Raw genomic sequence first — 13848 nt, forward strand, 5'->3', positions numbered from 1 at the left:
GCTATGCCTCCTCAACGGGAGCTGCTTCGTTTACGCCTGAGCTGATGGTGTAGACATCCTCGACATCGGTCACAAAGATCTTGCCGTCACCGAAAGCGCCTTTTGTTCCTGAGCGGGCCGCATCCATGATGGTGTTGATTACGAAGTCCTTGTCATCAGCTTTGACTACGCTCATGAGCATGGTTTTGGGGATTTCGTCGTAGGTTACTTCGCCGATCTTGATACCGCGCTGTTTACCGCGGCCTGCTACGGAATATTTGGTTACAGCGGGGTAGCCGTTGTCCATGAGTGCGGCCAGTACGTCGTCCGCTTTTTCCGGTCTTACAATTGCTCTCACCATGATCATCATTAGTTCTCTCCTTGCTCTGCTATTTGATGCGCTGCGCGCTTTTAAGAATGGATTGATATGCCTCCGGCGGCCCTCCGGGGCCAAAGAAACTTTTTGGGAAAAGTTTCTCTGGACTCTTCAAAAACATTTATTAGGGCTTCGCCTTTGTTGACCCTCAATTGTGTGGGATCAGATGTTTTTGCAGGACCGGGAGGTTTGGGGAGTCTTTTATGCTTCCATCAGGCCGTAATCGAGGAGCAGCTGTTCCAGTTCTTCGATTTCAAGAGGAGTGGGTACGACGAACATTTCGTTTTTATCGATTGCTTCGGCGAGACCTCTGTAAGCATCGGCCTGCGGTACGGTGTCGTCCCATTCGATTACGGTTTTACGGTTGATTTCCGCGCGCTGTACGTCGTTGTCGCGGGGAACGAAGTAGATCATCTGGGTGCCGAGCTTTTTGGCCAGCTCTTCGATCATCTCTTTTTCGTTATCAACGTTACGTGAGTTGCAGATCAGGCCGCCGAGACGAACTCCGCCGGACTCAGCGTATTTCATGATACCTTTGCAGATGTTGTTGGCCGCATACATGGCCATCATTTCGCCGGAACATACGATGTAAATTTCTTCAGCCTTACCATCGCGGATGGGCATGGCGAATCCACCGCAAACAACGTCACCGAGAACGTCATAGAAAACATAGTCGAGGTTTTCGCCTTCTTCGTAGGCACCGAGGTTTTCGAGCATGTTGATGGAAGTGATGATACCGCGACCTGCACAGCCTACGCCGGGTTCAGGACCGCCGGACTCAACACACCATGATTCGCCGAAACCGGGTTTACGGATATCCTCAAGTTCAACGTCTTCACCTTCTTCACGAAGGGTGTCGAGAACGGATTTCTGAGCCAGACCACCGAGCAGCAGACGGGTGGAGTCCGCTTTGGGGTCACAGCCCACGACCATTACTTTGCGATCCATTGTTGCCAGTCCGGCTACGGTGTTCTGGGTGGTGGTGGATTTTCCGATGCCGCCTTTTCCGTAGATTGCTACTTTTCTCATTTTCTCCTCCATGTGGTTTGGATTGATTTTCGTTGTTGCTGACTCACATAAGGCAAGTGGTGTGCCAAAGCTGGTTTTGATAATTAAATATTTGTAATAATAGGGTAAAATTTGAAAAATAAAGAAAAGTAAAGACATACGAAAAATGTAGATTGCAACGAATGTTCTGTACAAAATTGTAGGAAACTACATTTTTGCAGGTTGTGTGTAGAGTATGAAAGGGGAGGTGATGTTATATAAATTAAGGTAGATAGGATGGTGTAATGTTTTGGCATCAATAATGCTTCATGTATTCTGTAAATTTTAATTCATTTGGAGCACTATTATGTTGATCGATACCACCCTGCGTGAAGGCGCACAGTTGTTCGGGGCTTATTTCAATTTGGAAACCCGTAAGCGTATCGCATCTTCCCTCATTTCCATGGGAGTTGATGAGATAGAGATGGGTTGGGTCGGACAAGATGATCTTGCACTTTTCGCAGGATACGCCCGAACCTTAGGAGGGGACACAGCTCTCAGTGTCTGGTCGCCCTGTCGCGAGAAAGACATTGAGGTTGCAGCGGAATTGGGATTAAAGCGCATCAATATCGGAGTCCCGGTTTCGGATTTGCACATTGAAAAACGTCTGGATTCTGATCGTCAGGCTATCCTGCGTAAGCTGGCTGCTGCCGTACGGACTGCCAAGGATTGCGGATTTGAATATGTTTCCGTGGGGCTTGAGGATATTTCCCGTGCGGATGGTGATTTTGCCCTTTCCATGGCTTTGCATGCCGAGATCTGCGGGGCATCAAGGGTTCGTCTGGCGGATTCCCTTGGGCAACTGACTCCTCTTGCCATGGAAAAGCTGGTCAGAAAATTCAGGGAGAAGCTGCATATTGATATTGCCGTGCATTGTCATGATGATTTCGGCATGGCTACTGCCAACTCATTTACCGCCCTTGAAGCCGGAGCTGATTACGCGGACTGCTCCGTCATAGGTATCGGAGAACGCTCCGGTATTGCTGCAACCGAAGAATTAGTGGCGCGGCTGGCTCTGCGTGAAGGCAATACCCGTTATTCCACCACAGTGCTTAAAGATGCCTGTATGGTGGTCGGGGCTGCTGCCAAGGTTGCCATTCCGCGTACCAAGGCTGTTGTCGGCACTGATATCTTCGCTTGTGAATCCGGTCTGCATACCCATGCACTTAGTAAATCACCTGAACTTTTCGAGCCGTACGATCCTGACTCTGTAGGTACAGTACGCAAGTTGGCTGTGGGCGGTAAAAGCGGACGGGCTGCCGTTCGTAATGCCCTCGATGAATACGGCATTGATTGCGGAACAGATTCCCTTTCCACTCTTACCGAGGCCGTGCGCCAGCTCTCCCTGCGGCTTGAACGTCCCCTGACCCGCAGTGAATTTATCAAGCTCAATGATGAGGAGGTTTATTCATGAACACCCTGAGCCGCATCTACTCAACTGAAGCCGGTGAACTTTTGTCCCAGCACTCCACTGACGATCTTCGCCGCAAGACTTTGCAGCCTGTATCAATGTATTCCAACGGTAAGGTGAAATCCCTGCCCTTGGAAGATCGCACTCCCGTATTTACCCCTGCGGGAATTATTGAGGCGGAGATGGTAACTTTCTACAAGTCTGGGAAATTAAAGCGTGTTTTTCCGCTCAATGGTAAACTTTCCGGTTATTGGACGCAGGAAGATGAGGGAAAACTTGCAGATCCGTTGACCCTTGAGACTCCGGTCGGTCCGCTTTGCGTAAAGGTGATCAGCCTTTGTTTTTATGAGACCGAAACCTTGCGCTCCATAACTTTTTGGCCGGGAGAAGAACCGATTCTGCAAACTCCCGCAGGTCCGGTCCGGACCCGTATAGGCATAAGCTTCAGCCCGGAAGGACGAATTCGTTCCCTTGAACCTGCGGAACCGACCCCGCTGCAAACAAGCATCGGCAAGATCACTGCCTATGACTCTGACGCTGTTGGCATCAACGGCGATTCAAACTCACTGGTTTTTGATGACGAAGGTCGGGTTGCGGCTGTGAGTTCAACCTTAAATATGATTACAGCTCGTCATTACTCCGGTGCTGAATTTGTTTTTGTGCCTGAGTTGCGCGACTCTTTGTGTTCGGAAAGTGAGCGGGAGATAGTGCCTATGCGCATGATTTTTGATGAGCAGGGAATTGAAATAAGCCTTAGACCGGATTCAGAGCCGTCTTACGTGGATTTTGCAGAATATGAAATATCTGTAACGCCTTTCCTGCCGCAGCTGGATAATCTGTCCAGAGGATTGATCTGTTCGGTTTGATGGTCGGTTTTCACAGGAATGGACTGCGGCACAGCTTAAGTTCCCTGCAATTAACAGGGATAACCAATTTGGACATTCTGCCCGGAATGTTCTTTCTACTCTGGGGTGTGAACGTCTTGGTTCTATCATGCAAATGAAATTAAAAGTCTTGCCTTGACAGTTAAGCAGCTTAACTTTATTTTGGTTCGGCCGAGAAGTTGAAAATCAAAATCAAATAGCTGAGAATTGTCAGGAGTTAATAATGAATAAGGCTTTTTCTGGAATTAATAAAGATTGCTGGGGAATTGGAGAAGCTTCTGATAATAGCGCAGTGCGTGATTTTGGAGCTGTTAATGATTGTGAATCAGAAGATGCTCCTATGTGGAGGGAGTTCGAACTGAGGCCGGGGTTACGGGTAAGCGCTTTCGAGGCTAAGCTTTCGCAGGAATATTCTTTCAGTTATCAGAAAAAGAATGATTTTATCGACTTCGGATTCTTCCTTGAAGGGGCTGTTGTAAATAACATGCATGAAACGTCGCTTGGCCCGCTTCGGATAAATAATGTTGCCGGTAGCGGAGGTTTGGGTTTTTTTCAGGAAATGGCCGGAGTTGTGGAGTTTGCGCCTTTAGGGTCGACCAGAATCATCCATCTGCATATCAGCCCGGAATTGCTGCACGAATTGTTGAGTGCCGATATGGATGCGATTCATGAGGATCTTAAGCAGGTTTTAAGTTGCAGGGTCAGGAAGAGCTTTTTCCTCCACCATGTGCTGGACCCGGTTGTACAGGCTGCGGCAAATGAGCTGTTTCATGCTTTGGTCGGCGGGAATTACAGCAGGGTTTATCTTGTGGGCAAGGCTCTTGAGTTAATCGGTCTTCAGGTAATGAAATACGAAGGTTCTGCGGTCAGGCAGGGGCTTACTCCCAGTGAAATCGAGCTTATCAGGGATATTCGTAAAGAGTTGACGGAAAATTTTGATTCCGCTCCCACTCTGGCTGAACTTTCCGGTAAATATTCCTTAAGTGTGAGCAAGATACAGGCAGGCTTTCAAGAACTGTATGGAAGGACTGTCTTCGGTTACTTGAAAGAGTTTAAAATGCGTAAGGCACGGATGCTTTTTGAAGACGGCGATATGAATGTCAGTGAGGTTGCGTGGGCTTTGGGATACACCAACCTGAGTCACTTCAGCGCAGCTTTTAAGAAACGGTATGGAGTACTTCCGAAGAAATTTCTTACCTCCGTTCGCGAGAAAAAAACTTCGGCTTTATCATCTTGATTTTTAAGAACGATATCTTTCTCTTTTAGGGTTGTACTGTATTTCACGGTGCAACCCTCTTGTTTTGAGGCGCTTAAAATGAGCTAAAATATATTTGTCTTCGGGTAGTTTAAATAGATTTTTTTCGAATATTGAAATTGAAATTCTTTTTCATTTACGCATGAAATAGAAATATTCAGCAATATACGGAGAAGGTATGTTTAAACAGAAAATGGTAAGCTTTTTTATTACAGGGATTGTGGTGCTGCTGGGAAGTGCATCAATCAGTTTTGCAGCAAATTCAACCTCGCCCGGCCTATATCTGGAGACAGTAACAGTAAAAGCCCAGAAAAGGAGTCAGAAAGCTCAGGATGTTCCGGCAAGTATCGCCGCTCTTGATGATATTGAGTTAAAAGATATGGACATCAAGGATACCGGTGATCTGGCGCTTCATGTGCCTAACCTTGAGTTCAGTGATTTTGGTAGCCGTAGGCATGGATTCATGTTTCTACGCGGGATTAAAAGTCTGCCCAATGCTGAGCCTGCCACCGGATATTTTGTGGATGGGGTTAATTTTTCCAAATCATATATGTTTAATTTTCCGTTATTTGATGTGGAACAGGTCGAAGTCCTCAAGGGACCGCAGGGAACTCTTTACGGGCGAAACACTATGGGCGGGGTCATAAACGTTTACACCAAGCAGCCCGGAAATGAAGTTGAAAGTTCACTTGGCGCAGAATTCGGGAACTACAACAGCAAGGAGTTCCGGGCCAGCTGGTCCGGTCCTGTTGTTGAGGACAAGTTGTTTCTCGGTGTTTACGGTCTTGGCGCTTTCAAAGACGGTTATATGGAGAACGATACTCCCACGGACGGCGATGACGGCCGCCATCAGGATGGTAAGTCCGGACGTTTAAAATTGCGATATCTGCCTACTGATGATCTGGATATGACTCTTTCATTCGATATCCAGAGTCATGATGACGGAGCTTATTCCATGCGCCGTACCGAGCGGAACTCCTTTGTGAAGTCCGGCAAGTACGGGGTGGATGATCCCTATCATTATTCCCATGACTACACAGGCAGCCAGAAGAATGATTGCTGGGGCGTGGCCCTTAACTCAGAATACAATACAAATTACGGAAAGCTCCATTCTGTTACCGGATACAGATATTTTGACAGCAAAGAAAAGATGGACGCAGATTTTACTCCTGCGGATATGCTGCGTAAAAACTATAATCAGGAAGACAGCGACTTCTCGCAGGAATTCCGTTTCATTTCCCCTGAAGACAGCGGGCCGCTGGCTTGGTTGGCGGGTGGACATTTCTTTCTCTTAAATTCAAATACCGAGATTACCAACCTTTACGGTGCGGATTCCAAAGCACCGGGCTCAAACCTGAAATTCAAGACTGACAAGGATAATGCCGGCGGAGCTGTTTTCGGGCAGGGAACTTACACATTCTGGGATGATTTAGATCTGACTGTTGGGTTGCGCTATGAATATGAATACGCTTCGGCTGACAGCTACAAAGGTCAGACTCCAGCTGGAGGAGCGGAAACCGGCCTTGTAGACCGCGCTGTTTCCAATAATTTTTCAAAACTCCTGCCGAAGTTCGCATTGGCCTGGCGTCTCAGTGAAGACCAGACTTTGTACGGAACAGTGGCCCGGGCCCATCGCGCCGGGGGCTTCAACGATGCCTCGGCCCCGGAAGATCATCAGGCTTATGGCGAAGAAGACAGCTGGCTCTATGAAGTAGGGGTAAAGTCCGTCTTCTTTGATGACCGTTTAAGCTTTAATATCAGCGGTTTTTACACTGCAATTGATGATGAACAGCTGCCTTTATTCATGACCGATTCCATGCAGTCCTACACTGCCAATGCCGGACGTTCCCACCGTATGGGCGTGGAGGTTGATTCACGGTTTGTGCTCATGGAAGGTTTGAACTTGAGCGGAACCTTTACATGGATGGAAGCCGAATTCGACAAGTATTCTCCGGCAGATGGTGAGGATTACAAAGGCAACCGTGTGTTCGGTGTGCCGGATTACACCTACACTATTGCCACTGATTACCGCCGCAATATCATCGGTGATTGGGGATTCTTCGGTCGTGCAGAGCTGGTGGGAATCGGCTCCCGCTATTTTGACGATGCTAATACGGTCAAGGAAGACCCTTATGAGCTGGTCAATCTCAAGCTTGGTGTGGAAGGTGAACATCTTGATGTCTATCTTTGGTCCAAGAACCTGTTGGATCGAGAGTACGTACTTATGGAAAACGTTTCTGCCGGACTGGCTGAAGACGGTGAGCCTAGAACTTTTGGAATCTCCATAGATTATAGATTTTAGTTTGGTTGATAATTTGTGCACCTGCATTTCGGTGCGGGTGCAGTTTTTTGAGTAAAAAACGTCTCTTTGAGAGTGGAAATCGTTTTCGATTATCTGTTAATGAAAAGGTGCAAGGAGCGGAGAGGAGAAATGAGATGAGTGTTTCAAATAACGAAATGATAAAAAAGCCTTCAATTCAGTTCAAGCTTTTCCTGTTGGCCTGCATGTATTTATGTCAGGCAATTCCGTTAGGTTATGTGTTCGGGTGTCTTCCGGTGATTTTACGCGAACAGGGGGTAAATCTGAAGGCTGTGGGGGCAGTGTTTGCTTTGCATTTGCCGTGGGCCTTGAAGTTCTTGTGCGCATCATGGGTGGATAGCAAATATATACCTGCTCTGGGACGGCGCAAGTCCTGGATTTTTCCTATGCAATGGATCGGCGCTGCGCTGTTGGTCGGTATTTCATATTTCTCGCCTGATCAGAATTTCTCATTGATGTATCTTCTGCTCTTTTTGCTGAGTTGCGTTATGGCTACCAATGATATTGCCGTGGACGGCTATGCTACTGACATTCTAGAGGAAAGTGAACGCCCTTGGGGTAATTCAATCCAGTCTGCGGCACGTTTTGCCGGACTGATGCTCGGTGGCGGTGTCATGCTGTTCATGAATTCAAATTTCGGCTGGCAGACCCTCTGCATGTTTCTTTCTGCTGTCGTTTTCTCCTTCAGCCTTCCGGTTCTATTTCACCGGGAGATTGATCCCCTCATACACAGCGTGGCAGATGGGGAATGCAGCAGGGAAGGGGTGTGGGCTTTTATTAAGAGGCCTGAAGTGCTCAGAGTACTCCCCGTGCTGATCGCTCCAACAGCATTTGCTTTCACATCCGTGCAGATGCGCACCCCCTTGCTGGTCGATATGGGGTTTGATTCCCGTTCCGTGGGGACTATTCTTATGCATTATGCCTACCCTGCAGGATTGGCCGGAACTTTCCTCAGCGGTTGGTTTCTGCACCGTGTCGGAGGGCGGGCTTTCTTGCGGGGATTTTGCTCTACGGTGATTCTGCTGGCTGCGTGTACTGTCTTTATGGCCCGGTCCGGACCCATTCCGTACTGGCAGGCGGCTTTGTTACTGAGCGTTGATAATATTCTGATTGGAGCGGTTATGGTCTGGAGTTTTACCCTGATGATGAAGGTCAGCGCCGGAAGCAATGCCGGAACCGGATTTGCGGTGCTGAGCAGCCTTTTCATCATCGTACCTATGGCTGCGGCACCGATATTCGGGCATATCGGTGATTTGCTGGGCATGGAGGGGCTTTATATTCTTCTGGGACTGCTTTGCTTTGCCGGCTTCATGGTGGCCGAAATTAGCGGTCGTCATGAACGCAGTCCCGGTGCGGCCCGCATGGTTGGGTCTTCCGGTTAGTGGATTGATTGTGAATGACTAGTCACGGGCTTGTAGCCCGGGGCGGTAAAGGCTGCACGGGTTCTCTGGTGCAGCCTTTATTTTGACTGCGTAAAATGGGGTGGTTTTCGTCGTTTTAGGAGTAGTTTCGATCATAAGATCGGGCTATTGCTATGGCAGAGGATGTTTTGTTTAGGTGTAATCTAAAACAATGGTTAAGCTACTTAACTAAATTAAATAAAAACAGAGGAACAATAAATGAATAAACTAAAACAAATGCTGATTTCATTCGCCACCAGACGAAGCTGGATGACTATTGTCCTGCTTCTGGTGTTGGCGGTTTTCTGCGGTTCCTTTTTCCCGAAGGTGGTCATCGATACTGACCCGGAGCATATGCTTCCAGCGGATGAACCTTCACGGGTATTTCATAATGAAGCTAAAAAGAAATTTTCTCTTTCTGAAATAGTGGTTCTCGGAGTCATTAACGAAAAGAATCCGCACGGTGTCTTCAATCCCGATACGCTGAGTCGAATCTATGAACTGGCAGAATTTTCCCGCACTTTGCGTTGGGAAAATCCTGATGATCCCGCAAAAAAGGACGGCGTTATTGAAGTGGATATGATTGCTCCGTCCATGGTGGAGCATATCACTCAGGAAGGTCCGGGAACCATTTCATTTGACTGGCTCATGCCGCATCCGCCGTCCAATCAGGCTCAGGCTGATGCAGTGCGCGAAAAGATCTTTTCCAACCCAATGCTGACCGGACAGCTGGCTTCTGAGGATGGAAAAGCCATGTGCATCCTCCTGCCCCTGACTGACAAATACCAGAGTTACCGTGTCTACACTGCATTGCAGGAAAAGATAAAAGAGCTGGGCGGCGATGATGAGTTTCATATCACAGGACTGCCTGTGGCGCAGGATGCCATCGGCATTGAGATGTTCACTGAAATGAGCCTTGCCTCGCCGCTGGCTATGGGCACTATCTTCCTGCTTCTCTATTTCTTCTTCCGCAAACTTTCTCTGACCTTTCTGCCCATGATTATCGCTACTCTCTCTGTAGTCATGACTATGGGCACCATGATCGGTTGCGGATTCGAAGTACATATCATGAGTTCCATGATTCCGGTCTTCTTAATGTCCATTGCGGTGGTGGATTCGATCCATATTTTGTCGGAATTTTTCGATCTCTATACGCCGGAGAAGGGCAGGAAAGAGACAATTGTCGAAGTCCTGAACATCCTGTTCATGCCCATGCTCTATACTTCGCTGACTTCGGCGGCAGGTTTTATTTCTCTTGCACTCACTCCTATTCCCCCGGTCCAGATCTTCGGTGTGTTTGTGGGGCTGGGCATCATGGTGGCCTGGTTGCTGACCATTATGTTTGTGCCCGCTTATATTATGGTCCTTCCAGCCCGGATTTTCCGTAACTTCGGGTTCACCAAACATAATAGCGGCAAGACCACATTGCTGTCCCGTCTTCTGGAAAAAACCGGGGGAATCTCCTACCGCTACGCCAAGCCTTTGCTGGGGCTGTTTCTGATTCTGCTGGTTGTTTCCGCATGGGGCATCAGCAAGATTCAGATCAACGACAACCCGGTGAAATGGTTTGCACCAAGCCATCCGATCCGTTTGGCTGATACGGCCCTGAATAAGCATTTTGCCGGGACCTACCCCGCATATTTGATTCTGGAAAGTGAGGATCTTGAAGTCCATTTTTCAAATTCAGATAAACGTAAAATTGCAGAAAGATTCGTGTCCTTCAGCAGGGGGCTTTCTTCCGAATTCCCGAATGCAGAGCAGAAAGCCGTGAATTTCATGGCTGTACTGATGGATATGTCAGACCGCGCAGCCGATGGTTTATTCCTCGATCAGGCAACAAAACTTGCCGCAGGAATGGCTGAGCAGGCCAAGGGTGACGACTTTTACCTCTACGAAGAGTTCGGCAGCTTCTTCAGTCTTGAAAAAGAACTCCAGAAACCGTTTAAGAGCCCGGAAATGCTGAGCTACCTTGCCGGATTGCAGCAAGAGATTTTCAAAGCCGGACTGGTGGGTAAGAGTATTGCCCCGGCCGATCTGGTCAGCAAGATTCATCAGGAACTGACTGATGGCAAGGAAGCAAGTTACCGGGTGCCGGAAAAAATGCAGACTGTGGGTGAATGCTACATGCAGTTCCAGCAGAGCCACCGTCCTCATGACCTCTGGCATTACGTTACCCCGGATTACAATGGAGCCTGCGTGGTGTTCATGCTTTCCAGTGGCGATAACATGGTCATGGAAGCAGTGGAGACCTTTGTTGCTGACTACTTCCAGCGTAATCCCCCGCCCAGCGACATTTCCCACAACTGGGCAGGTCTGACCTATATCAACGTGGCTTGGCAGAGCCAGATGGTGGAAGGCATGCTTCGCTCTTTCCTCGGAAGTTTCGCCATTGTCCTGCTCATGGCTGTATTCCTGTTCCGTTCCTTGAAATGGGGAGTCTTGTGCATGGTTCCGCTGACTATCACCATTGCTTTCATTTACGGATTCATCGGTATTATCGGGAAGGATTATGACATGCCTGTGGCTGTTCTCGGTGTGCTCACACTGGGAATGTCCGTGGACTTTGCCATCCACTTTGTAGAGCGCAGCCGGAAGATTTACGCCAAAACCGGATCATGGAAGGAAACCCTGCCCCGCATGTACGGCGCTCCGGCAAGAGCCATCAGCCGAAACGTGCTGGTTATTGCCATCGGCTTTCTGCCCATGCTCATTTCCGCCCTTATTCCTTACCGCACCACCAGTCTGCTGCTTTCATCCATCATGCTGACTTCGGGCATCCTGACTCTGGTAGCCATGCCCGCGATTATAACCGTGGCTTCTAAATGGTTTTTCGCCGGAGCAAAATTGCAGATTCCTGCTCGGTCCTCCAGCGATGCAACTGTAACCGTGAAAGTAAACCAGTAACAAAGATAACGAACTGTCCTCTCAAGGCGGCAAAGTCCAAACTATATGGATTCTTAAGACCTTTTTAGAAGAAAGGTCTTAAGCCGCCGGAGGCAAATCAAAGAGGATTTACATGAAATCAATATTATCTCTCATAACAACAGTGGCACTGGTGTCGTTAATGAGTGCGTTTGCTTGGGCAGGAACTCCGGACGTTGAAACTATCGTTAATAAATCAAACCATATGGCTTTGTATCAGGGTGAAACCTGCAAAGGTAAAGTGCATCTTGAAATTATCGACAGCCAAGGGCGCACCAGAGAGCGCGATCTGAACATTCTGCGCAAAGATGTTGGCGAGGGTGATGCGCGGCAGCTTTATATGTCCTATTTCAAATCTCCGGCAGACGTACGCAAGATGGTTTTTCTCGTGCACAAGACAGTTGAACCGGGCAAGGACGATTCCCGATGGTTGTATATGCCCAGTCTGGATATGGTCAAAAGGATCGCCGCCGGAGATAAGCGGACCAGCTTCGCAGGTTCTGACTTTCTGTATGAAGATATTTCCGGACGCAGTCTGCATGAAGATGAGCATGAATTGCTGGGCAGCGAGAACGGTTTCTATGTGCTCAAAAACACTCCCAAGAATCCCGGTGACGTGGAGTTCTCACATTATGTGGCCTATGTGGATATGAAGACCTATCTGCCTATGCGCATGGAATATTTCAAGAGTTCTAACAAGCCGTACAGGACTATGGAAGTGCTTAAGGTTGAGGAAATCGCATCTGACAAAAGTGGGCAGACTTATCCCACGGTGACCGTTTCAAAAGTTAAGAATCTTGAAACAGGCAGTGAAACTGTGATGACATTTTCCGGTGTGGATTATGATCTTCCGGTTAAGGAATCTATCTTTGGTGAAAGGTATCTGCGTCGTCCGCCGAGGGATTTGATGCGATGAGCTTGATCAGGAGTGTGTGCGTAGTAGTCTGGCTGTTGCTGCTGGCAGTATTGCTGGTGGCAACTGCCGGACCTGCCTCGGCAGAGGAAAACGGCGAGAGTTGGTTTGAGTCTTTTAGTGAACAGTTTGCACCGCTGGAATTCAATGGTTTTGTGGAAGCCCGTGCAGGCGCGCGGACTCAGCAGGACCCGGAGGAAAAGCAGATTTCCATGGCCGAGTTGCGTTTGCAGGGTGAGTTGTTCACCTACACTGACTGGGCCGACTTCAAATACAAGGGCGATCTGCGTGTCGACGGCGTGACCAACCGCATAGTTTATGAAACCCGTGAATTATGGATGTTCTCGCGTCCTACTGACTTCATGGATATGAAATTCGGTCGGCAGGTGCTGACTTGGGGGACGGGCGGACTGGTTTTCCTGAACGATCTTTTCCCTAAGGACTGGCGTTCATTCTTTATGGGTCGGGATGCGGAGTATTTGAAAGCTCCCTGCAATTCGGCAAAGGTCAGTTTCTTTACTGAACTGGCTAACGTCGATCTGGTTTATACGCCTAAATTCGAGTCGGACCGCTATATTGACGGGGAGTATATCTCCTACTTCAGTGGACTGGAGGACCGTCTGGTAGGGCGGGATAATATCCTCGATACTGACGTACCTGACGAATGGTTTGAAAATGATGAGGTTTCGGCCCGTATTTATAAAAATATAAATAACTACGAGTTGGCCCTGTATGGTTACTGGGGGTATTGGAAAAAGCCCGCCGGAATGAATTCAGAAGATGAAGCCACCTTTCCGGGGTTGAATGTATATGGTGCAAGTGTACGCGGGCAGGTCGGCCCGGGTATCGGTAATATGGAAGTTGCCTGGTATGACTCTACTGAAAGTCGCGATGGAACCAATGCACAGGTGGATCATTCCGAGATCCGTTATCTGGTCGGTTACGCACAGGAGCTCTGGACCGACAGCAATTGTGAGGTTCAGTACTACATTGAGCAGATGCTGGATTACGGAAAATACCTGACGGTGCATAATCCCAAGCATCCTAAGGATGAATTCCGGCATGTGATCACAATGCAGTTTACCCAGCAGCTGATGAATCAGAACCTGACTTTGAGTTTTGAGGGGTATTATTCACCAAGTGATGAAGATGCCTATCTGCGTCCCGGAGTGCAGTATAAGGTTTCGGACCGCATGACCGTGGGCTGCGGGGCAAATATATTTATAGGTGCCCATGAGCAGACATTCTTCGGTCAGTTTACCAATAACTCGAACGTCTACAGTTCAATCCGTTATAGTTTTTAGCTTGACAGTAATGGTTAAGCGTCTTTATCAAATTGTA

At 48.3% G+C, this 13848-nt stretch carries 10 protein-coding genes; 8 read left to right on the forward strand and 2 right to left on the reverse strand.

Features of this window, described 5'->3' with window-relative positions:
* Position 1: 1 nt before the first annotated feature.
* Together DESAL_RS02250 and nifH are read right to left on the reverse strand one after the other, a co-directional pair.
* Entirely contained in the window at positions 2-349 is a 348-nt protein-coding gene (locus tag DESAL_RS02250) for a P-II family nitrogen regulator (protein WP_015850332.1), read from the reverse strand.
* 207 nt (positions 350-556) lie between these two features.
* Positions 557-1384, reverse strand: a complete 828-nt coding sequence (nifH, locus tag DESAL_RS02255; protein WP_015850333.1) for a nitrogenase iron protein — start codon at positions 1382-1384, stop codon at positions 557-559.
* A 325-nt stretch (positions 1385-1709) separates the two neighbouring features.
* On the opposite strand from nifH, the gene DESAL_RS02260 reads away from it, so the two are divergent.
* The 8 genes from DESAL_RS02260 (at position 1710) to DESAL_RS02295 (ending at position 13811) form a co-directional block, all read left to right on the forward strand.
* A complete protein-coding gene (locus DESAL_RS02260) occupies positions 1710-2816 on the forward strand; it encodes a LeuA family protein (protein WP_015850334.1) in 1107 nt (368 codons plus the stop codon).
* Positions 2813-3679, forward strand: a complete 867-nt coding sequence (locus tag DESAL_RS02265; RefSeq protein WP_015850335.1) for a hypothetical protein — start codon at positions 2813-2815, stop codon at positions 3677-3679. Before DESAL_RS02260 ends, DESAL_RS02265 begins: the two co-directional genes overlap by 4 nt.
* A gap of 241 nt (positions 3680-3920) precedes the next feature.
* Complete coding sequence (locus DESAL_RS19560) at positions 3921-4934, forward strand: helix-turn-helix transcriptional regulator (RefSeq protein ID WP_015850336.1); 1014 nt, start codon at positions 3921-3923, stop codon at positions 4932-4934.
* Between the two features lie 196 nt (positions 4935-5130).
* The gene (locus DESAL_RS02275) at positions 5131-7254 is read left to right on the forward strand and encodes a TonB-dependent receptor (RefSeq protein ID WP_015850337.1); all 2124 of its coding nucleotides are present in this window, start codon (positions 5131-5133) and stop codon (positions 7252-7254) included.
* Positions 7255-7388: 134 nt separating this feature from the next.
* Positions 7389-8654, forward strand: coding sequence for an MFS transporter (locus DESAL_RS02280; protein WP_015850338.1), 1266 nt, complete (start codon positions 7389-7391; stop codon positions 8652-8654).
* A gap of 237 nt (positions 8655-8891) precedes the next feature.
* The gene (locus tag DESAL_RS02285) at positions 8892-11576 is read left to right on the forward strand and encodes an efflux RND transporter permease subunit (protein WP_015850339.1); all 2685 of its coding nucleotides are present in this window, start codon (positions 8892-8894) and stop codon (positions 11574-11576) included.
* Between the two features lie 160 nt (positions 11577-11736).
* Entirely contained in the window at positions 11737-12510 is a 774-nt protein-coding gene (locus DESAL_RS02290) for an outer membrane lipoprotein-sorting protein (protein ID WP_197528772.1), read from the forward strand.
* Positions 12507-13811 carry a hypothetical protein gene (locus tag DESAL_RS02295; protein WP_015850341.1) on the forward strand — a complete coding sequence of 435 codons (1305 nt, stop codon included), beginning with the start codon at positions 12507-12509 and terminating at the stop codon, positions 13809-13811. The genes DESAL_RS02290 and DESAL_RS02295 overlap by 4 nt, the downstream gene beginning before the upstream one ends.
* Positions 13812-13848 lie beyond the last annotated feature (37 nt).

The sequence above is a fragment of the Maridesulfovibrio salexigens DSM 2638 genome, assembly GCF_000023445.1.
Classification (GTDB): Bacteria; Desulfobacterota; Desulfovibrionia; order Desulfovibrionales; family Desulfovibrionaceae; genus Maridesulfovibrio; species Maridesulfovibrio salexigens.